General features: G+C 46.1%; 18 protein-coding genes, 6 tRNA genes and 1 pseudogene. 18 read left to right on the forward strand and 7 right to left on the reverse strand.

All coding sequences use genetic code 11. From position 1 onward, the window contains the following. From H9L42_RS15515 to H9L42_RS15550, 9 genes and pseudogenes are all read left to right on the forward strand, one after another. Positions 1-708, forward strand: a pseudogene (locus H9L42_RS15515) (transposase); the annotation flags it as partial. Positions 709-1080: 372 nt separating this feature from the next. Further along, complete coding sequence (locus tag H9L42_RS17110; protein WP_243235834.1) at positions 1081-3996, forward strand: transglutaminase domain-containing protein; 2916 nt, start codon at positions 1081-1083, stop codon at positions 3994-3996. A 166-nt stretch (positions 3997-4162) separates the two neighbouring features. Then, positions 4163-4345 (forward strand): hypothetical protein, encoded by a 183-nt coding sequence (locus H9L42_RS15525; protein ID WP_187304326.1) that lies wholly within the window; start codon positions 4163-4165, stop codon positions 4343-4345. A gap of 555 nt (positions 4346-4900) precedes the next feature. Then, positions 4901-5548: a recombinase family protein gene (locus H9L42_RS17475; RefSeq protein WP_465270674.1), complete on the forward strand. Its 648-nt coding sequence runs from the start codon at positions 4901-4903 to the stop codon at positions 5546-5548. 40 nt (positions 5549-5588) lie between these two features. Continuing rightward, on the forward strand, positions 5589-6101 hold the full coding sequence (locus H9L42_RS17480; RefSeq protein ID WP_465270675.1) for a recombinase zinc ribbon domain-containing protein: 513 nt from the start codon (positions 5589-5591) through the stop codon (positions 6099-6101). Positions 6102-6182: 81 nt separating this feature from the next. Further along, entirely contained in the window at positions 6183-6458 is a 276-nt protein-coding gene (locus tag H9L42_RS15535) for a helix-turn-helix domain-containing protein (RefSeq protein ID WP_187304327.1), read from the forward strand. 65 nt (positions 6459-6523) lie between these two features. Continuing rightward, on the forward strand, positions 6524-8101 hold the full coding sequence (locus H9L42_RS15540; protein WP_187304328.1) for a GmrSD restriction endonuclease domain-containing protein: 1578 nt from the start codon (positions 6524-6526) through the stop codon (positions 8099-8101). A gap of 58 nt (positions 8102-8159) precedes the next feature. Beyond that, a complete protein-coding gene (locus H9L42_RS15545; RefSeq protein ID WP_187304329.1) occupies positions 8160-9257 on the forward strand; it encodes a Fic family protein in 1098 nt (365 codons plus the stop codon). A gap of 232 nt (positions 9258-9489) precedes the next feature. Continuing rightward, positions 9490-9792, forward strand: coding sequence for a hypothetical protein (locus H9L42_RS15550; protein ID WP_346726334.1), 303 nt, complete (start codon positions 9490-9492; stop codon positions 9790-9792). 216 nt (positions 9793-10008) lie between these two features. On the opposite strand, the gene H9L42_RS15555 is transcribed toward H9L42_RS15550, so the two are convergent. Together H9L42_RS15555 and feoB are read right to left on the reverse strand one after the other, a co-directional pair. Further along, entirely contained in the window at positions 10009-10479 is a 471-nt protein-coding gene (locus H9L42_RS15555) for a Fic family protein (RefSeq protein ID WP_346726335.1), read from the reverse strand. A gap of 84 nt (positions 10480-10563) precedes the next feature. Next, positions 10564-12411 carry a ferrous iron transporter B gene (feoB, locus tag H9L42_RS15560; protein ID WP_243235836.1) on the reverse strand — a complete coding sequence of 616 codons (1848 nt, stop codon included), beginning with the start codon at positions 12409-12411 and terminating at the stop codon, positions 10564-10566. 133 nt (positions 12412-12544) lie between these two features. On the opposite strand from feoB, the gene H9L42_RS15565 reads away from it, so the two are divergent. After that, positions 12545-13363 carry an amidohydrolase family protein gene (locus H9L42_RS15565; protein WP_187304331.1) on the forward strand — a complete coding sequence of 273 codons (819 nt, stop codon included), beginning with the start codon at positions 12545-12547 and terminating at the stop codon, positions 13361-13363. Between the two features lie 75 nt (positions 13364-13438). Here H9L42_RS15565 and pyk read toward each other — a convergent pair whose 3' ends face one another. From pyk to H9L42_RS15580, 3 genes are read right to left on the reverse strand one after another with little or no spacing between them, the layout of a single operon-like run. Then, positions 13439-14860, reverse strand: coding sequence for a pyruvate kinase (pyk, locus tag H9L42_RS15570; protein ID WP_187304332.1), 1422 nt, complete (start codon positions 14858-14860; stop codon positions 13439-13441). After that, a complete protein-coding gene (mnmM, locus tag H9L42_RS15575) occupies positions 14811-15434 on the reverse strand; it encodes a tRNA 5-(aminomethyl)-2-thiouridylate-methyltransferase MnmM (protein ID WP_187304333.1) in 624 nt (207 codons plus the stop codon). The genes pyk and mnmM overlap by 50 nt, the downstream gene beginning before the upstream one ends. A 44-nt stretch (positions 15435-15478) precedes the next feature. Beyond that, positions 15479-15715 (reverse strand): FeoA family protein, encoded by a 237-nt coding sequence (locus tag H9L42_RS15580; protein WP_187304334.1) that lies wholly within the window; start codon positions 15713-15715, stop codon positions 15479-15481. A 257-nt stretch (positions 15716-15972) separates the two neighbouring features. Between H9L42_RS15580 and H9L42_RS15585 the strand changes: the two genes are divergently transcribed. The 6 genes from H9L42_RS15585 to H9L42_RS15610 all read left to right on the forward strand — a co-directional run bounded on the left by H9L42_RS15585 (position 15973) and on the right by H9L42_RS15610 (position 16556). Beyond that, positions 15973-16049: transfer RNA gene (locus tag H9L42_RS15585), tRNA-Met, on the forward strand. A gap of 5 nt (positions 16050-16054) precedes the next feature. After that, positions 16055-16130 (forward strand) — tRNA-Val (locus H9L42_RS15590). 6 nt (positions 16131-16136) lie between these two features. Beyond that, positions 16137-16213 (forward strand) — tRNA-Asp (locus tag H9L42_RS15595). Positions 16214-16275: 62 nt separating this feature from the next. Continuing rightward, positions 16276-16351, forward strand: a tRNA-His gene (locus H9L42_RS15600). An 18-nt stretch (positions 16352-16369) separates the two neighbouring features. After that, a tRNA-Gln gene (locus H9L42_RS15605) sits at positions 16370-16444 on the forward strand. A 37-nt stretch (positions 16445-16481) separates the two neighbouring features. Further along, a tRNA-Cys gene (locus H9L42_RS15610) sits at positions 16482-16556 on the forward strand. 292 nt (positions 16557-16848) lie between these two features. Here H9L42_RS15610 and H9L42_RS15615 read toward each other — a convergent pair. Further along, on the reverse strand, positions 16849-17388 hold the full coding sequence (locus H9L42_RS15615; protein WP_187304335.1) for a hypothetical protein: 540 nt from the start codon (positions 17386-17388) through the stop codon (positions 16849-16851). Positions 17389-17989: 601 nt separating this feature from the next. After that, a complete protein-coding gene (locus H9L42_RS15620) occupies positions 17990-19420 on the reverse strand; it encodes an aldehyde dehydrogenase family protein (RefSeq protein WP_187304336.1) in 1431 nt (476 codons plus the stop codon). A 266-nt stretch (positions 19421-19686) separates the two neighbouring features. Here H9L42_RS15620 and H9L42_RS15625 point away from each other — a divergent pair, with 266 nt between their 5' ends. Then, the gene (locus H9L42_RS15625; RefSeq protein ID WP_187304337.1) at positions 19687-20523 is read left to right on the forward strand and encodes an ABC transporter permease; all 837 of its coding nucleotides are present in this window, start codon (positions 19687-19689) and stop codon (positions 20521-20523) included. A gap of 52 nt (positions 20524-20575) precedes the next feature. After that, positions 20576-21619: a taurine ABC transporter substrate-binding protein gene (locus H9L42_RS15630; protein WP_187304338.1), complete on the forward strand. Its 1044-nt coding sequence runs from the start codon at positions 20576-20578 to the stop codon at positions 21617-21619. Positions 21620-21624 lie beyond the last annotated feature (5 nt).

Genomic DNA, 21624 nt, shown 5'->3' on the forward strand with positions numbered 1-21624 from the left:
GATCCGGAAAGCGGCTGGTTTCACAAAGGAGAACACAAAGAAGTATTCGCATATTCGATCGAGACCGCATGTGATGAAAATGGGTGGATCCTTGATTACAGTGTGCACCCCGGAAACGAACATGACAGTAAGACATTCCCGGAACTTTACGAAAAGCTGAAAAAATATGCGATCAAAACAATGGTAATGGACGCGGGGTACAAGATCCCTGCGATCGCAAAACTTTTGATAGACGAAGCGATTACACCGCTGTTTCCATACAAAAGACCCATGACAAAGAAGGGATTCTTCCGGAAACATGAGTATGTATACGACGAATATTATGACTGTTACATCTGCCCTGCCAATCAGGTACTGAAATATTCCACGACCAATAGAGACGGATATAGAGAATACAAGAGCGATGGAAATCTATGTGCGAACTGCCCTTACCTTTCTCAATGCACGGAAAGTAAGAATCATGTAAAGGTCCTAACACGCCATATATGGGAAGAATACATGGAGACTTGTGAGGATATCCGGCATACGACAGGGATGAAAGAGCTCTACGGTAAGAGGAAAGAGACCATAGAGCGTAATTTCGGTACAGCAAAAGAGCATCATGCCATGAGATATACGAATCTTTTAGGGAAGAAGAAAATGAGCATGAAAGTAGGACTGACATTTGCCTGCATGAATATGAAAAAGCTGGTGAACATGCTAAGCAGGCGGGATGGAGATACTTCTTTAAAAGGGACATTTCCTTATTTATTTGCATTATTCAAAATCAACCTGCCTAAAATGGATAGCATCTATGCTTAGAAAAAGGTCCAACTTCTCTTCTTGAAGTTGGACCTTTTGTCTACAGTCTGAAAAAGAGCCAAAACAGGCTCTTTTTCTGCTTCTGAAAATCTGAATGCAAAAAAAGAACACCTGCACCAGAGCGGTTTCCCATTTATCAGCAATCCTTTTTGAATATTTATATCTGCCTGCCCTCTAAATGTAACAAATCGCCTGAATTTTCATCCATTTAATGATATAATAAAAGCATCAGTTTGGGAGATGCCTGAAAGCGAATAAAGGATCATCGGAGGTTGAAAGATGAAGAAACGAGTGACAGCAGTGCTGGTGGCTGCGGTTATGCTAATCTGCATGACGCCGCGGCTGAGTTTTGCGTCTGAAGCGCAAAGCGGCACGGAAAAAACGGAAGTTGCAACAGCCAGTATGGAAGGGATTTTAGCAAGCGGCGGACTGTTGGAAAGCCCCGCGAAGAAAGCCAGAACTCTGTCCGCATACGACCACAGCCATGACCAGGAAATCGTGTCCGCTATGGAAAATGTGGAGGAAAGCCTTGACGTCAAAGGGTTCGGAATTACAACAACGAACGTAGAGGAAATCATCTCAAATCTCGTAAACACAAATCCACAGATTTTTTACATAGAAAAGTGGGGATGGAGTTCCTATTCAAGCGAAGTGGTCGAACTTAACTTCGTATATGATGACAGTGTTGAAAATATCCGCGCAAAACAGAAACAGGTTGACCGGGCTGTGGAGGAGGCCTTAGAATCCGTTGATACTTCTTCTATGACAGAGGAAGAAATCGCGCTGGCCTGGCATGACTATCTGGCCGCAAATATTGCATATGACTACGATAACTTGCAAAACAATACCTTACCGGAGTACGCGTATGACATTTATGGCGCTTTTGTAGAGAAAAAAGCTGTTTGCCAAGGATACGCGCTGGCGTATATGTATCTTCTGCAGAAAGAAAATATCTCCTGTGGAATTGCCAGCAGCCAAGCAGCAAACCATGCCTGGAACGTGATAGAGATTGACGGTAAGTGGTACCACGCAGATGCCACCTGGGATGACCCGGTATATGATAATCTGGGAAGAGTTATGCACAATTACTTCCTGATCAGTACAGATACATTGTTAAGCGATGAAGCGAAAAAAAGCGATTATATTACGGAGACACCGATAACGGAATCTTATCAAGAGGCCACAGACAAGTCATTAGAAGATGAGTTTTGGACGAACAGCGAAACGGTGATTCATTATTATGATGAAAACTGGTATTATGCGGATAAGGATGAGTTTAAAATTGTAAAGTATCATTATTCGCAAAAGAACGAGGAAACGCTATTACAGGACGACTATATATGGAGGGTAGTCGGAAGCAATATCAGTTATTATCCCGGAAATTTCAGCCGTATGGCAGGAGTGGGAAGCCAACTGTATTACACAACCCCCACTGAGATTTACAAAATGAATCTGGATAACGGAGAAAGTCTGAACGTGTATTCCCCGGACTGCACAGATGGATATCTGTATGGACTGGGAATTCAGGACGATATGCTCGCTTACGTTGTAAAAGCGACCCCCAACTCAGACGCAACGGAGACAGTATTAAAAACAAATATCAATATAAAGCATACTCATAGCTGGAAGGAAATTTCACGTACAGAGGCAACCTGCATGAACGATGGCAAGATTATTCAAAAATGTGAAGAATGCGGGATGGAAAGAACAGAAATAATTCCGTCAACCAAAGATATCAGCGGATGCAAACTCAGCTTGTCGCAAAGTAATTATGAATATGATGGAACGGAGAAACAACCGGAAATTACTTTAAAAGACGGCGATGTCACAGTTCCTGCTCAGAATTATACCGTTCGTTATACCAATAGTGACGGCATCGGAACTGCCTCTGCGTCCGTGACAGGAACGAACGGATATAAAGGAACTGTGGAGGAATCGTATGTTATTTCTCATACTCAGCACAAATGGGACGAAGGTACTGTGACGGTAAAGCCGACCTGCCTGAATAAGGGAGAACGCCAGTATGCCTGCGTTTACTCAAAGGTATGCCAAGAAATAAAAAAAGAAGAGATTTCCCCAACAGGCAGCATTGCTGACTGTACATTGACATTGAGCCAAAGCAGCTATGAATATGATGGAAACTCCAAGTCTCCGACTGTAACATTAAAAGACGGGGAACAGGTGATCCCAGCAGATAATTATACTATGAGATATATAGATAATAACCTCCCGGGAGATGCTTTTGTGGAATTGACCGGGAAGAATGGTCTGACCGGAACGATTCGCGGAGAATTTAAAATTGTACATACACAGCATAAGTGGAGTGAGGGCCGGAGAGTGAAAGAACCCACCTGCATGCAGGAGGGAAAATTTGAGTATCATTGTTTGTTGAATGATATTTGCAGAGAAACAAAAACAGAACCAATTCCGGCAACCAAAGACATCAGCGGATGCAGACTCGTTTTATCGCAAACCAGCGTTATATATAACGGGAAAGCGCAGAGGCCGGGGGTTTCGCTATATGACGGAACGCAAAAGATTCCGGTGTCCGCTTATCGGATCAACTATGAAAACAATACAAATGTGGGAACCGCAAAAATTGATTTGGAAGGAATCGGAGATTACACGGGAAATGTAACAGGTTCTTTTACGATCCGTAAAGCGGGAACCGCTATTTCTGCTGCGGGTTCCTATACAAAAACCTATGGAAGTGGAGCTTTCAGCCTGGGAGCAACAGCGGCCAGCGGTGGAAAATTGTCCTATAAATCCAGCGATACCAAAGTCGCCGCTGTTAGCAGCGACGGCCGCGTCACTCTTAAAGGCCCGGGCAGAGCTACCATCACCATCACTGCCGCGGCAACCGCAAGCTACAATGGGGCGACCAAACGAGTGACCATCACTGTAAAACCGAAGAAAACCGCGGGCCTGAAAGTGAAAAAAGGCAAAAAGCGTATGACTGTAAGCTGGAAACGTGATAAGAAAGCCACCGGCTACCAGCTCACCTACGCTCAGAACAAGAAGTTCAAAAAAGGCAGGAAGAATATCACCATCAGCAAAAATAAGACCACAAAGAAGACCGTTAAAAAGCTGAAAGCAAAAAAGACTTACTATGTAAAGGTGAGGGCATATAAGTCAGTCGGAAAGACGAAGCTTTATGGAGCTTACAGCGGAGTGAAAAAAGTAAAGACCAGATAGATTTCCAAAACACAAAAAACAATATTGGTCAGAACAGGGAGTGAGGCGGCAGCCACCGCCCACTTCCGATTGCCAGTTTCTTGAGGATATATATCTGGGAGGAAGTTTGGAATTTTATATCCGTGGTTTTACAGTTTGAAATTGCGTGGTGAAAGGAGGGATAGAGGTGCCAAATATAAAATCAATTTTGGATATCCAGGACTATGAGAGGGCAAGCGCAGCCTTAAAACTGATGAACGAGCTTGCGAAAGGGAAGCGATTTGGAGAGGAAAAGGGATGGCACATCGCTTCGGAAATACGGGCGCATTTCAGAGAAAAGGTAAATGAAGGGGCTGTGAAAAAAGCCTAGCCAAAAAACAAAGAAGGACCATGGGTCAAAAATAAGCCCAGAGTCCTTCTTTTGTGTTTGTAATGATAAATCTTAACAAATTCTATTCTAACGCAAAACAGACCGTTTTGCCAATCCTTATTTCGGATTATCTGGATATCTGTGATCCAGTGCCGACATTTGACCGTTTTATGGAGGGAATGGATCTGGAGAAATATCTGAAAGGAATCCCAAAACACTGTACGGGAAGACTCAGATATAACCCGGTCAGCATGTTGAAAACAGTCTTATTCGGATTTATGGCGAAGAAGTATTTCTGGTTTCTATTGGACAGAATCTCTATAAATATCACAACAAAAAGAGGAAGGTTGCAACAGCCACATAAGCCATTTCCATCATCAGACTTATGGGGTAAGGGGAGTTATACACATTTTTAGAAACTTTCATGTGCTTCCGTAGAAAAGGAGGGCTGTGAAAATTTGAGAAATCATTTTTTCACAGCCTCGTTAATTTATACAGCCGTTCACAAATGAAAGTTGTAGGCAATGCTATGGATGTGAGTGGAGTGTTTCCGGCATGGCGCTTATACCCGCTGCTGAGAAGGGCGGATTAAAGCTGTACCACGGAAGTGTTGGCAGGATGCTCCAGAATAAGAAGTACCTTGGGGATGATTATTATCCTGCCATTATCGACAAAGAAACCTTCGATAAGGCAGAAGAAATACGCATGGATAGGGCAATGGCACTGGGGCGGGTACGGGAACTGAAGGAGAAGAACATCCCGGTTTTCTTTGAAAAAGAGAACATCAACACTATGGATTCCAAGGGTGAGGTGCTGCTTACCATTATGGCGAGTCTGGCACAGCAAGAAAGCCAGTCTTTGCGCCAGAACATCAAACTCGACCTGCAGTACCGCTTCCAGAACGGAGAAGTCCGGGTCAATCACAGCCGGTTCTTGGGTTACACAAAGGATGAGGAAGGAAATCTGATAATCGAGCCTTCCGAAGCGGAAGTGGTAAAGCGGATCTACCGGGAGTACCTGGAAGGGATAAGCTTGATCCAGACTGGGCGCGGCTTGGAAGCAGACGGCATTCTTACCGGAGTAGGGAAAGCAAAGTGGCGTCCGGAACCCCTTAAAAAGATCCTGCAGAATGAAAAATACATTGGAGCCGCCCTTTTGCAGAAAACCTATGCCGTTGATTTTCTCAATAAAAAGTGGGTGTAGAACTAGGGCATTGTTTCGCAGTATTATATAGAAAACAGCCATGAGCCGATTATTCTCCGTGACCTTTATATGCAAGATGATCCGGCGGGCGTCCCCCATAGCGGAGCCAACCGGAAAAAGAGGGTTTTTAGCAGCAAGTATGCCTTATCCAGTATTTGTATACTGCTCGAAGTGTGGGGAGATTTACCGAAGGATCGCATGGAATAACCGAGGAAAGCACTCCACCGCGTGGCCGTGTTATACCCGCGTGGAGCATGGACCAACCGCCTGTGACGCACCAACCATTCAGGAGTCGGATCTGCAGGCGGCGGTGGTACAGGCGATCAACCTTGCGCTTGGTACCAGAGAAAGCATGATGGCCACTCTTCAGGAGAATGTGGAGGCAGTAATCTGGCAGGAGGATGAAACCTCATCGGAGGGGATTGAGGTCAAGCTGTTGGAACTGCAAAAGGAACTTCGGAAACTCTGGGACGAAGGTGGATGTAATGAGGTAAATGACAGAAGGAATGGGGTGCCTTGTGGCTTTTGGAATGGCTATAAGGTGCTTTTTTGATAGGCTGTTAATTTTAAAGAAGGTAGCTTGTGCTTATCAACCATAGGATTTATAATTGTACTATGCTGATGGAGGTGGAAAATGACTACATCGGATATGATCAGAGAATTGTGTGACAGAATGAATATCAGCCTTGCGAAACTTCGCAGACGGATTGGACAGACTCCGCAGAATTTTAATAAGAAATTGCAGCGTGGCACTGTTTCTTTTGAGGGAATGGCGAAGATTGCAGAGGTGTTAGAGGTCGGATATGAGCAAGCGTTTGTGTTGCAGGATGGAGAGAAAATTGAAATTAATAATAGATGCGGAGGAATACATATGAATTATGTATTTAAGGATTTTGCTGATTTATATTAAAAATGATGAATGTATTAATATTTTGACTATGCATCATGGTTTGTAGACGAGGAGGAATAAGTTGCATGGGAAAAGAATTATTTGATAACATTCCGAGCAAGGTCGGCGATCTGCTCAGTGATGTAAAGAACGGCAAGGTTGGACTTCCGGATCTTCAGAGACCATTTGTTTGGAAGGATAGCAAGGCACGAGATCTGTTGGATTCAATGCTGAAGGGATATCCGATAGGCTACATTATGCTTTGGCAGTCTCCCGATGGGTATGAAACCATAAACCATATCGGTACCAATGACAAGACATACATCCAGCCGGATTATCTTGTGATTGATGGCCAGCAGCGTCTGACCGCTCTTTTGGCTGCTATATCCGGGATTAAGGTTAAGGACAAGAACTGTTCTGAGCGACAGATTCGTATCGCTTTCAATCCCCTTACCCGTGAGTTTGCAGTTTGGACAGAAGCCTATGAGCGTAATCCAGAATGGATCAGTGGAATCAGTTCCGTGTTCGAAGCCGATGCAAACCATGATGTTCCGAAGTTCCGGAGACAATTCATCAAGGATTGTAATGCCGGTAGACAGAAAAATGGAAAAGACCTCCTGACCGACGAAGAAGAGGAAGAAATCGAAACAAATCTGAATGACCTGCTCAACCTGTCTATATATACATTACCGACGCTCCGCATTAATGCAAAAGCGACCGAGGAGGATGTGGCAGAGATCTTTGTGCGTGTTAATTCAGGAGGACAGAAACTGACGGAAAAGAACTTCATAGAAACGCTGCTCGCTGTGTATGATAATGATGTACATGACAAGATTGATAAGTTCTGCGCCGAGTCGCGTATACCGAAAGATGGTACTTCCTATAACTTTATCTTGAAGGCAGATCCTTCTCATCTGATACGTATGGCGGTCGCAGTAGGTTTCCGTCGTGCGCGGCTTCGTTATGCTTATATGCTCATGAGAGGTAAAAATCTCGAAACCGGTGTTGTAACAAAAGAAGAGATGGATGCTAATCTTACAAAATTCAAGAACGCACTGGATGAGGTTACAAACCTGAACAACTGGCATGCGTTCATGGGATTGTTTGCTGATTTGAGGAATGTTCATACAGCGGATGAGTTTGTTTCTTATCTGGACGGAGTGATTTCCACAAGATTTTCTGATGATTATTTCAACCTTACACTTCCTGCCGACCTCATGAGTGCGGCAGCAACATCACCTGCATGGTTTGGGTACATTGCTGCTCTTAATGTTTTGGGAACTCCTATGCTGTTCAGCACTACAACACTTGCATCAAAACTCCTGCCGGGAGCAAGTGGAGACAAAAAGGCTATCGATAAACACCATATCTTCCCGAAGAATTATCTGACGGGGATTGGTTATACAAGCGACCGCGACCGAAACCAGATAGCGAACTTTACATATCTGGATTACAACACGAACATCAACATTTCTGATGATCCGCCAGCAGATTATGTTGACAGATATCGTCAGAAACTTGGCGAGGAAGGGTACAAAAAGACTTGCGCTGAAAATGCATTGCCTGTCGATTTTGAGAAGATGTCGTATCCGGATTTTCTTGAACAGCGTAGAAAGCTGATGGCCGGTATTGTAAAGAAAGCCTATCAGAAACTCTGCGAGTGATCAGCAACAGGAAGGGGCTGGTTTCTTATGAAAACAAAAAGCAGCGAGGTGATATGGAGTGAACCAAGATCCATTTAAGGAATATATCAAAGAATCTGAGCCCACAAAGCGGGACAAAGGCTATGCGTGGCATACGGCTATTGGCCTGCAGGCTGTGGACGGACTGAAAACATCGGAATATCTGGTGCATACTGCCGTACGGAATATCGAGGGTGAGATTTCCTTTGAAGAGGCTAATGCACTTTTGCAGACCTACTACGAGGAAAATCCTTCTCGTGATGTGTCAGATCGTACTGAGGAGGCCGATAAGGTTTCCGCACGGATTGCCGCACTTCTTTCCGAGCGTGCCTTTAGTTTTACGCCGAATGAATATATCTCCATCCACCGGAAGTTGTTCACTGGCATCTATTCTCATGCCGGACGCATCCGGGATTACAACATCACGAAGAGGGAATGGGTACTCTCCGGAGCGACCGTGCTTTATGGCAGCGCTACGGAGATTAGGGCAACACTTGACTATGATTTCTCGGAGGAGAAGAAGTTTTCCTATAAGAATCTCGCGATGGACGAAATCATCCACCATCTTGCCGTATTTGTATCCAGACTATGGCAGATCCACGTGTTTGGCGAGGGCAATACCAGAACGACAGCGGTGTTCTTCATCAAGTATTTACGTACGCTGGGTTTTGACGTGACAAATGATATTTTCGCCGAGAATGCATGGTATTTTCGGAATTCGCTGGTCAGGGCAAACTATAATGATCTGAAAAATGGCGTTCACGAAACGACAGAGTACCTTGAACTGTTCCTCCGCAATCTCATTCTGGACGAGAATCATCCGCTTCATAACCGGACATTGCATATCAGTGGAACATTTAAAGAAACAGAAAAACCGGACATTGAAACGGCAAAACCGGACATTGAGGCGTTAAAACCGGACATTGAAAAATTGTTCCAGCCGAAAACAGCAAGTCACATTTTGGAACTTCGTGAAGCATTTCCGGGTCAGACGATCTTTGGACGGTCAGATGTAATGAAAGTGATTGATATTAAAGCATCCAGAGCCTCTGATCTTCTGAGAGAAATGGTGGAAAATAGAGTCATCGAGCCGGTGTCGGGACATGGCAAAGGTAAATATCAATTCCGGAAGCATTAGAGTTGAGGCGATGGGATTTCGGACTTGTTCCGTCAGAGCGAAGTTTTGAGGCGGTCGGCAAATCTATGGGTTTGCATATTATTAGGTAGGAGCAAGCACTTTGACCTGCTTCCGAGAACGCACAAAGGAAAAAGTCGGTGTGTTTTAAGGCAAAAACACGCTTTGATAAATTCCCGCGAACGACCGCGAATCTAACTATACACTCGACATCAGGATGGAGCAATCGAGCCATGTGGAGACGGTAGTACTGCTTTCCCACAAAAAACCTGACAGCACAATCAGCGTAAAAGTCGAGTTTAGCGAGGGAGAGGGCAAAGTGCCGCTTGATAGTATCGCTAAAAGAGCCGAGGCGTATAAGCCGAAAGAGAGAGTTACCTACAAAATGATAAAGGAGTACATAGAAGCTAAATATGGCTTCAAGGTATATACTGCTTATATAGCGGAACAGGTCCTTTTCTTCACAGCCTCAGCTCCGCCCCCTCTTGACTGCATGATACAGCAGCTTTTATCTATGTCAATAAGCATCGGAATTTAGAAGTAATTTCCATCTAATCGTTCCTCAAAATATATCTCAAGCTGTGAACGGATCTCACCCCAGTCCTGCTGGCGGCCAGTCCATTTACGCAAACGATTAGGATATCTGCTACACTTCTTATATCAGAAATGAATTTGCAATCCAAAGATTTTATTTGTGGAATAATATGCTCGTCATACGAAAAAAGAGCCGCCCACGCGGACGACCTAAAGTTATTTAGACTGGTTCTTCCCCAAGAAAATAATCCACTTTCTTAGCATACTCAAGTTGTTTTTCCGGGACATCTTCAGGGAGGGCGGTTTCGTATATGCCAATCATATTGGGGCGTTTTTTATACTCTCCAATGGCATAGCCGTTGGCTCGATCCTCAAATACACCGCTTTTCTGCTCATAGTGGAAAGCTTTGATCAGCGCTTCACTTAAAGGTTCATCCAGCGTGTCGATCATCTTATTGAACATCAGAAAATGGCCGTTCGTCTCCTCTACATCTTTGGCCCGGTAATAATCGTTGCTGACAGGCAGCATCCCGGTATCAAAAAGAGAAGCGGTCTGCTCCTCATTCAGTGTGGAGCCTTCGATCTTATTGGAGTTATAAGCCAGTGTTCGTTGGGTATAGGCATAGATTCCGGAGCGGTCAAATTTTTTTCGCTCAATCTGAAATCGCCGGATCAGTTGCTCATTTTTCATAGGAATTTTCTCCTCGTATTTTCACTGAGACTATTTTAACATACTGCCGCTGCAAGATACAGAGGGGATTTTCTGCCGGTCCGGTTACCGCACCACCCCGCACACCACATTCAACAAAACACAAAGAACCATACCGGTCAGCGTAGGAAGCGCGATGGCAGCTGCCGTCCACTTCCAGCTGCCGGTTTCTTTTTTTATGGTCAGGCAGGTGGTGCCGCAAGGAAAGTGGAACAGGCACAGCAGCATGGTGGAAAGCGCCGTCTGCCAGGTCCAGCCGTTATCCAGCAGGATCTGATGAAGCTGGGAAAGGCTGTCGTAATCCGTCAGGCTTCCTTGCGCCATATAAGCCATCAGCATAATAGGAATGACGATTTCATTGGCGGGAAATCCGAGGAGAAAAGCCATGATAATAACCCCGTCAACTCCCAGAAGACGCCCAAAGGGTTCACAGAACGCGGTACAATGAGCCAGCAGACTGGCCCCGCCGCAGTTTACATTTGCCAGAATCCAGATTAGAAGCCCGGCAGGAGCCGCGATGATAACCGCCCGGCCAAGAACAAAGAGGGTGCGGTCCAGAATTGAGCGTACGATTACGCTGCCGATTTTCGGCATCCGGTATGGAGGCAGTTCCAGAATAAAGGAAGAAGGCAATCCTTTTAAAATGGTTTTGGAAAGCAGCCTGGAGACGAGCAGCGTAGCGGTGATACCCAGCAGGATAACCAGTGTCAGAAGCAGGCAGGAAGCGATTCCGCTGCCAAAGGAAAAGGAAGCGGCAAAAAACATGGTAATAATGGCAATCAAGGTGGGAAAACGCCCATTGCAGGGGACAAAGCTGTTAGTCAGAATTGCGATGAGGCGTTCACGGGGTGACTCAATGATTCGGCATCCGGTTACGCCGCAGGCGTTGCAGCCAAAGCCCATGCACATGGTTAGAGCCTGCTTGCCATGTGCGCAGCATTTTTTGAAGGCGTGGTCCATATTAAAGGCGACCCGCGGAAGATAACCGAAGTCCTCCAGCAGCGTGAAGAGCGGAAAGAAAATTGCCATTGGCGGCAGCATTACGGAGATGACCCAGGTCAAAGTTTTATAGATACCGTCTATGAGAGGCGCTTCGATGAATGCGGGAGTATGAATATAGGACAGAAAGGCTTCCAATTGATTCTGCAGCCAGGCGAACAGGTATGTAAGCCCTTGAGACGGATAATTGGCGCCTGTAATGGTTAACCAGAAAATGAAAAAAAGCAGCAAAAGCATAATGGGAAAGCCGAATTTTCTGGACGTAACGATTTTATCCAGCCTGCGGTCAAAAGCGTGAGGATCCTTTTTTTCAACAGTTACGCAGCTTGTGCAGATTTCGTGGGCGCGCCGGAGGATACCGCGGCGGGTCTCGTCGCTGCGCAGATGCTCTGTCCAGTCGGCTTTTACCGCCGGGTCTTCCTTATATTCAAAAGTATGAAGCGTTTCCAGGAGCAAGTCGAGCCCGTCTCTTGCGCGCGCGGCCATACCAACTACGGGAATGCCAAAACGCTGAGAAAGCTGGTCAAGATCGATGGAAATTTTCTTTTTACGGGCTTCATCCAGCAGATTGACACAGAGAATCACATTTTCCGTGATAGAAAGTATCTGCAGCACCAGATTAAGATTGCGCTCCAAACAGGTACCGTCAACAACAATCAGAGTCGCGTCCGCTTCCCCGGAACACAGATAGTCCCGGGCAACCGTCTCGTCAATGGAGGTGGCGGCAAGGGAATAAGTCCCCGGAAGATCCACCAGAAGATAGCGGGTATCTTTATATGTAAAGGCCCCTTGAGCGCCGGAAACCGTTTTCCCCGGCCAGTTCCCTGTATGCTGGTTCAAACCGGTCAGACTGTTGAAAACGGTGCTTTTTCCTACATTAGGATTCCCAGCCAGAGCGATCGTTCGTGATTTCATAATATAACACCTCTGTTTCATCCCTATGCGCAAGGGCTGAGAATGGTGAAAGCCCTGGCGCCAGTCAGGCGTCCTCTTTTTTTTCGTGGAGAAAAGGAGTATACTGTAAAGAAAAAACAAAGGGGAAAGATTTATGAAGATCATCGACGCGCATCTGCATTTCTGGCCGGAGGAGGAGGGATTTACAAATCTGGCGTTGGCAGCGGGCCATGAAAATAACGCGGAGCATTTGGAAAAGGCATACGAAGAGCTTGGAATTGTATGCGGAATTGTGATGGGAAACCGGTCTGTGGATCCGGAGGATCATAGATATCCGGATTTTTTGCGTTACTGCATTGGAATGGATAGCTTTTACCTGACAGAAAATGATGTTTCGGAGTCCGTCGAGGCTCTGGAAGAGAATCTGAAGAGACCGCAATGTGTGGGAATCAAGCTGTATCCCGGCTATTCGCCGATTTATGTAAGCGATCCGATTTACGAGCCGGTTTATGAATTGGCGAAAACCTATGGAAAGCCTGTGGCAGTTCATACAGGGGAAACGTCTATGGCTTCCGCGTATCTGAAATACAGCCATCCCCTCAGTCTGGATCAGGCGGCGGCAGAACATCCACAGGTGCAGTTTGTCATGTGCCATTACGGAAACCCGTGGCTGATGGACGCGGCGGCAGTAGTCAGTAAAAATCCCAATGTGGCGGCGGATATTTCGGGGCTTTTGGAAGGCAGGGTATCTCTGGATGTTCTGTTTGAAGAAAAGCGGGGATATATGGAAGCTCTACGGACGTGGATGGGGTATCTGCATGAATATGAAGATATTCTTTTCGGAACAGACTGGCCTCTTGCTAATTTAAAAGAATACATTGAATTTGTAAAACGGCTGGTGCCGGAAAAATACTGGGAGAAAGTATTTTTTGACAACGCGGATCGGATTTACCGCCTTGGACTAAAGAAATAAAGTTTGGAAAGAAAAAAGAACGCAGTACTGTAAAAAGTGCTGCGTTTCGTATTTTGCATAATTATACAGTGATGGCTATTTGACGGTTTCCACACGGATCAGGTTTGTCCGGCCTGTACTTTGCAGCGGCAGTCCGGCGCTGATGACGATTGTGTCGCCTTCTTTTACAACACGCATTTTTTTCGCCCCGCAGGTCGCCTGCTCAAGCAGCATACTCCAGTTGTCCGCATATTCGGTAAGAACCGGATAAACACCCCAGGAAAGAGCCAGCTGATGAAAGGTTTTCTCCTTTGGCGTCGCGGCTACAATCGGTTGACTCGGCCGGAATTTTGACATTTTTTCTGCTGTATAGCCGGAGGTTGTAACGGCGAGAATTGCCTTTGCTTTCAAATCGTGAGCGGTGGTGCAGGCTGCGTGTCCGATGGCGTTAGACTTATCCTTCGCGTCCATTTCATAATCCATAATTTTATAAATATTCATATCAAAGGCATCTTTTTCCGCCTGCTTTACAATTTTCGACATTACTTTGACCGTTTCTACCGGATATTTTCCCATGGCGCTTTCTCCCGAAAGCATAACTGCGGAGGTTCCGTCAAAGACCGCATTTGCTACATCCGTGATTTCCGCTCTGGTTGGGGTAGGGCTTGTTACCATGGATTCCAGCATTTGTGTGGCAGTAATGACAATTTTGCCAGCCTGGCAGCAGGCCTTGATGAATTTTTTCTGGATTCCGGGAAGTTTTGCGAAATTTACCTCTACTCCCATGTCGCCTCGGGCAATCATAATTCCATCCGAATGATCCAAAATTTTTCGGAAGTTTTCAATTCCTTCCATATTTTCAATTTTCGATATGATTTTAATCTGGCTTCCGCCATTTTCATTTAAAAAGGTTCTTAAATCAATCACATCCTGAGGTGTGCGTACGAAAGAGGCGGCTACATAGTCCACTTCATTTTCAATTCCGAACAGCAGATCCTTTTTGTCCGCGTCGCTCAAATACTCCAGATCCAGATGAGTCTTGGGTACATTAACCCCCTTGCGGCTGCTGACTTCGCCTCCGTTTGTGACTTTACAGATAATTTTGCGATCCTTAACCTCCTGTACTTTCAGTACGATGCGTCCATCATCGATGAGAATCGGCGTGCCGGGTTTTACCTGGGCAGGAAGGTTTTTATATGTGATGGAGCTGCATGTTTGATTTCCAGCTATCTTTTCTGAAGTGAGTGTGAAGGACTGTCCGTTTTTCAGGACCGCGCTTCCTGTTTCAAAATCGCCCAGCCGGATTTCCGGGCCTTTTGTGTCAAGAAGTACCGCGGCAGGGAGACCGAGCCGGTTACGGACTTTGCGAAAGTTGCAGATGGCGTCATAATGCTGCTGATGGTCGCCATGAGAAAAATTCAGGCGAGCTACATTCATGCCGGCAAGCAGCATTTTTTCCAGCACTTCTTCACTGCGGCTGGCCGGCCCCAGTGTACATACAATTTTTGTCTTCTTCAAATTGAACACCTCTTTTCAATGTAATTAATAAAATCTCAGGGGGCTGATTGGGCTGATTGAGCATACGGATAAATGCCACATGCCAGATTTTGGGGTCCAGCATACGGGCAAAGCGGAGAACGGCTTGTTTTTCTTCCTCGCCGCCGGGATGGCCGCTGTATAAGGTGATGCACAAAAGCCCATCTTTTTTTAGAAGCTTCAGCGCTTCCGATACTGCTTTTACCGTTGTCTCTTTTTTTGTAGTAATTTCTTTGGAAGAGGAAGGCAGATATCCCAGGTTGAATAGAATGACAGAGACCTTTTCTTTTACATGCTGCCGCATATTTTCGTGCCCGTCCGCAATCAGATGGATATTTTCCGAATAAAGCTGGGCGCGCTCAAGAGCAGCCCTCGTTTGTTCGATGGCTGTGTTTTGTATATCAAATGCATAGATTGTTCCGGCACCCATTTTTGCCAGCGCCACAGTATCGTGTCCATTTCCGCAGGTGGCGTCAATAACCGTGTCTCCTGGAGAAAGGTACTGTGATACAAAGAGCAGGACAGTCTGAGTGCAGCTGCGTATTATATTTCCCATAAATCTATTATAACACAAAAGGAGCCGGACTAAAAAAGCCGGCCCTATTTTTGTACAATAATTTTTGCGGCGTCCTCACTGCGAAGCGCCAGAACCGCGCCCATTACTTCATAAGCTGTGGGATTCCCGGACGGGCTGTGAAATAGTGTTTTGACTTCCAGTGAGGGTGAGAAGCCCAGATCGATGAATCTATCTTTTTCCAGCCCCTCTGCGCGGATACAGGTGATGATCGCCCGGCATCCGACAGGGAGCCGCGACAAGGCGAAGGTTTCCGAAGTCATATACAGTTCTCCTTTTCATTTTATGGAATCATTGTAGGGCAGGAGGAAAAACAAGGAGTGGTTTACGGAATGTTGGGTATGATATAATTTACTATATGAAATACGGATTCTTTCGGTGTATCAGCCGACTGGAACGGGACAAAATGAGCCGGTAAAACGAATAAGAAAAAAACTCCAATTTTATCTAAAAAAATCTATTGACAGGAGGCTCTGAAGATGGTAATATAACTCTTGCAGTTACGCGAAAGAAGCGGTGTGGCGGTGTAGCTTAGTTGGCTAGAGCGTCCGGTTCATACCCGGAAGGTCGGAGGTTCGACTCCTCTCGCCGCTACCATTTTCGGGCGTTTAGCTCAGCTGGGAGAGCATCTGCCTTACAAGCAGAGGGTCATAGGTTCGAGCCCTATAACGCCCACCAAATTGCGGTCCGGTAGTTCAGTTGGTTAGAATGCCAGCCTGTCACGCTGGAGGTCGACGGTTCGAGCCCGTTCCGGATCGCCAATTTTTCAAAAAAGCGGTTGCGTAAACTGCATGGAGCATATATAATAGATATGCGATATATGGTGGGTATCGTCAAGTGGTTAAGACAATGGATTGTGGCTCCATTATGCGTGGGTTCGAATCCCACTATCCACCCCACTTTTATAAAGCTGACGATGGGGTATCGCCAAGTGGTAAGGCAATGGATTCTGATTCCATCATGCGCAGGTTCGAATCCTGCTACCCTAGCCAATACAAAGGGCAAAACATCCGTTTTGCCCTATCATATGGCGACATAGCCAAGTGGTAAGGCAGAGGTCTGCAAAACCTTTATTCCCCAGTTCAAATCTGGGTGTCGCCTCCAGAATAAAAGCTCTGAATTTATTGAAGTTACAATGATTCAGAGCTTTTTCCTTTCTTCAAAAACATTTACCCCTAATTTACCTTGTGCTTTTCCTATTTCCGTCCGAAACACATCAAAAAACAAGGATTTGGTACGAGACTTGTGGGCTGGAGGGATCGAGAACCGGGGCGCAGGATGATTCAGGCGGTTTGTCGGATTGGAGAGCCTGCAAACAGGAAAGTTTCGTCCCAAACCTTGGAGGTTGGCCTGGTTTGGGACGGAGAAGAGCGGAAGGGCGGCAGCAGGGGCTTCATTATAACGGCTGCAAAAAATATTTCTTTATACAATCCTGAATGTGGCCAAAATGAAGGGGATGTTTTTTTGTTTCATATGTCATGATCAGATTCAGTCCAAGATGATAGCCATTTTCCGCATAGGAATTCAGCTTTTGTATTGTTTTACAGGCGTAATCGGGCTGATCGATCATTCCAAAGTGCTCCCAGAGAATAAGGAGTCTGTGAGTTGGATGCACAATACAGAAATCAGGGGCATATTCGTATTGGCCCACTTGAATCAGCGGTTCGTAGCGAAAGGCAAGTTGAAATTCTTCCAGCATCGTGGCAATGTCAGCTTCGGCTTTGGAACGCGTGGGCAGCCCGCCTTTCGAGAAATGTTTCAATTCTTGCGGATATTTCGAGTTTTTCCGGTAATGTGCTTGAAGCCATTTTTCAGGGTTGATGTCTCCGGGAAGCAAAAAAGGAGAAAAATCAAAATCCTGGTAATGGGCAGGCAGAGAAGCGCGGATTTCAACAGGGCTATAGAGTTGGAATTGGGAGAGCATTTTTTCAGGCAAAGGCAGTTTTTCTCTAATATGGGGACTGCCTTGGAAAGATAACGGTTTGTCTGCAGCTGGGTGATAAGCTGTTTGTTTTCAGGAAGCTGATCTAAGATAGGAATCTGCCTCCATTTTCCCTGATATCGTACTCCTCGATAGAAGTGATCATGTTTATAGGCCAGATAGCCCTTTGGAAGCTGCTTTTGTACGTCGCGCATCTGCTGAAGCAAGTACTGTTCGTTTTGAAGCTCTGCTTTCAGGCTGTTAAGTAAATGAAACTGTTGATACATAAAATACCTCCTTTTAAATTGGAAATATATTACAATTTATTCAAAAAGAAGTCAACTGATTTCGATAAAAAAAGAAAATTTTCTTTGGTTGGTTGTTCGACACCAAGTTTCGTACTATGTTTGGAAAATCGGTGTAATTTAGTACGAAACTTGTGGGCTGGAGGGATCGAGAAGCGAAGGCGCAGGGCAATTCAGGCAGTTTGTCGGATTGGAGAACCTGCAAACAGGAAAGTTTCGTCCCAAACAAGATGATTCTTCAAGGTTTGGGACGGAAAGCGGGAGTGGAAGGATGGGAACTGGAAAAGATGCCAGGTGTTTGGTCAAATTAGTTACAGCAGATTTTTAAATGCGAGAACTTTGGTTCGAGTCATTTCTTCAAAAGTAGACATGACTCCCTCTGTTCCTACGCCGCTCTGTTTCCAGCCTCCGAAGGGCATTTCGAAGGAACGCAGGAAGGTAGAACCGTTAATGATGACACTTCCGGCTTCTAATCTGGCTGCCATGCGGTGAGCGCGCTTTGAATCAGCGGTGAAAATACAGCTGGAAAGGCCAAATACAGAACGATTGGCCATTTCAACCGCTTCATCATCTGTGTGGAAAGAAAGAATCGGAACTACCGGTCCGAAGACTTCCATATCCTGTGCGATATCTGCGGAAGAAGGGACATTGACCAGTACAGTCGGCTCATAAAAAGCGCCGTTGCGTTTTCCTCCAAGGGCAATTTCGGCACCCTGGCTGACCGTGAGATTGACCTGTTTTTCTACTTCCCGGGCCGCGTCTTCATTAATCAGGCAGGTGACCTGTGTGTCTTCACAGGAGGGAAGCCCGACCTTGAGATCGGCGATCAGACGCACCGCCTTTTCGGTAAATTCCTCCACCAGGGAATCATGAATGAGAAAACGTTTACTGGCAGAGCAAACCTGCCCGGAATTGATCATTCTCCCGGCAACAATTTCGCTGACGGCAAGATCTAAATCCCCATCGTCAAGAACAATAAAGGGATCATTTCCGCCTAATTCCAGAGCGTAAGGCGTCAGATTTTTAGCTGCGGTTTCCGCGATTTTCAAGCCGGTTTCCGTGCTGCCGGTAATGGTTACAAAAGCGGTGCGTGGATCGGCGACGGCCTTTTGCTTTAAAGGTCCGGGGGCGGTTACACACTGAATCGCGCCGTCCGTAACGCCAGCCTCGACGAGAAGCTGCGTCATCTTTAGGTTTGTCAACGGGTTTCCTGAAGGTGGAAGCACAAGCGCCGCGTTCCCCATCATTAGTGCGGGCGCCACCTTCTGGCAGAACAAGTTGGACGGAAAATTGAAAGGAATAATGCAGAGCACAATTCCCACAGGCTCTTTTGTAACCAGCTGCAGATTTTGTTCATGGCCCGGTTCAATGCCGGGAGGAATGATGGTTCCATAATAGTGCTTGGCCTTTTCGGCAAAGGCGCGAAAAGCAGTGGAAATGTTGGAAATTTCCTGCCTTGCCTGGGTAATTGGCTTACCGTTATCCGCGGATAACGTCTGGATGAGTTCCTCCTTGTCCCGTTCGACTAGGACCAGAAAACGCATCAGAATTTCCGCTCTTTTATAAACCGGAACTTTGGCCCATTTTTTCTGTCCCTCACGGGCGGCTTCAAAAGCAAGCTCCAGATCTTCCTCCGAAGCGACAGGAACTGTATCTAAAATAGTGCCATCCGCAGGGGCGTAAATTTCTCTTGTCATACCGCTCACACTGTCAGTGGGTTTTCCATTTATGATCATTTTCATAAGCAATGCCTCCTATAGACTGCTGAAATATTTTTAACGTAAGTCTAACTTTAAAAAAAATTCCTGTCAATCCCTTTTTTTATTTTTGGTGCTCCCATGCTCTCGGAGAAAAGGAGCGTAAGGAAAGAATGACGCTTTGTGTGCGGAATGTAAAATTTTTTTAAAGCCGCTTGACAAATGGGAGCATTTTGGGTAATATGTGTAACCGTAGCAACATTAGTGAAAATTTATGTATATATAATCTGGAGGTTATGATGCAGGAGAAAATGATAAACAGACCATTATCGGTAAAGAGACGGAGCGCCGCAGGCAACGGAAAACACAGATTGAAACATCCGATTAGGACGACAAATCTGATTTCAGCGGGTGTGGTGCTTGCCATTTTAGTAGTCTGGATGATTGTGAGTCAGCAGGGGATTGTAGATGAGAAAATTGTTCCGAGTGTAAGATCCGTATGGGAAGCGCTCGTATCCATCAGCGTGGAAGGATATAAGGGGAGCACGCTCTTACAGCATTTGGGCGCAAGCTTTTTCCGCCTGTTTACTGCCTTTGGCCTGGCTATTGTTACGGCAGTGCCACTGGGGCTGCTCAGTGGACAGAATGAGAAAATCAGAGCCGCCTTTGAACCGATTATTGAGTTTGTACGACCCCTGCCGCCTCTGGCGTACTATACCGTACTCGTGCTGTGGATGGGAATTGAAAATGAATCGAAAATCGCCCTTTTGTTCCTGGCATGCTTCGCGCCGATTTTTATCGCTTGCGCCGCGGCAGTGCAGAAAATCCCGGCCAGCTATATCAACGCGGCGACAACCTTGGGGGCAAGTAACCGGCAGGTGTTCTGGAAAGTTGTCCTGCCTTATTCGGCGCCGGACATATTCACAGGAATCCGAACGGCCATGGGGCACGGATACAGTACGCTTGTAGCGGCGGAAATGGTTGCGGCGGCGTCAGGAATCGGCTGGATGGTGCTGGATGCCAGCAACTGGCTGAGAAGTGATGTTATTTTCGCGGGAATTATCGTAATGGGGATTACCGGTATTCTGATTGATAAAATTTTCCGTCTGGCTGAGAAACGGCTGGTTCCATGGAAAGGAAACCTGTAAAACAGAAACGGAACGATAGAAAAAAGCAAAAGAAAGTGTATGGAGGATAAAAATGAAAGTAAAGAGAATCCTAACTGTAGTTTTAGTTCTTATGATCACCGCTCTGGCGCTGACAGGCTGCGGCGGCAGCGATACAGACAGCAGTGGAGAAAATGGTCTGCCGGAAAAGGTTACCATCGCGATGCAGCCGCTGACAAGTGTGGGGATCATTCCTGTGCAGGAAGATGGCTTCAGCAAAATGGATGTTACAGCTGAGGTGAAGAACTTTGATTCGGGGCGCGATATGGTAAACGCTTTGACTTCCGACAGTGTGGATTTTGCTATGATGCTGGGAATTTGTCCGACAACCGTAGGGCTTACATCCGGCAGCGATTACAAAATTATCTGGGTAGACTGTTTAATCCGTGATTCGGAGGGCCTGGTTGTAAGGGAAAACAGTGGAATTAAGGATGTACGCGATCTGAAAGGAAAGAAAGTAGGAGTTACCACGGCTTCCAGCGGCCATTATGGGCTGCTGTGCGCGCTGGAAGATGCGGGTATGAGCGCGGAGGACATCGAAATTGTGGATCTGCAGCCGGATGCGATTAACTCCGCATGGCAGAGAGGCGATATTGATGCTGCTTACACCTGGAATCCGACGTTAATCAATCTCAAAAACAACGGAGGCAACGTGCTTCTGACCGGAGCAGATCTGGCGGAGAAAGGACATCAGACGGTGAATTTCCATGTGGTACGTACGGAGTTTGCCGAACAGTATCCAGAGCTTGTAAAGCAGTATTGCAGCGTGCTTGCGGATGCCGCCGCGTTGTATGAAAGCGATCCGGATAAGGCGTATGAGATCGTTGGAGCTTATCATGAGCTGTCTGTAGATGAGACAAAAGAGCAGATGTCTGACGAATATGTAACGTTGGAGAATCAGCTCAGCGATGAAGCATTTGGAAATGATACCATCGCGAAAAATATTCTGGAAGTCGCGGAGTTCATGAAAGAACAAGGTGAAATCGAAGATGCCAAAGATCTGGAATTTTTCAAAAATGCCATTGACACAAGTTATATTGAAGCGCTGCTGGCTGAACAGCAGGAAACAGAAGAATAAGAAAG

The organism is Zhenpiania hominis, assembly GCF_014333425.1.
Classification (GTDB): Bacteria; Bacillota; Clostridia; order Peptostreptococcales; family Anaerovoracaceae; genus Hominibacterium; species Hominibacterium hominis.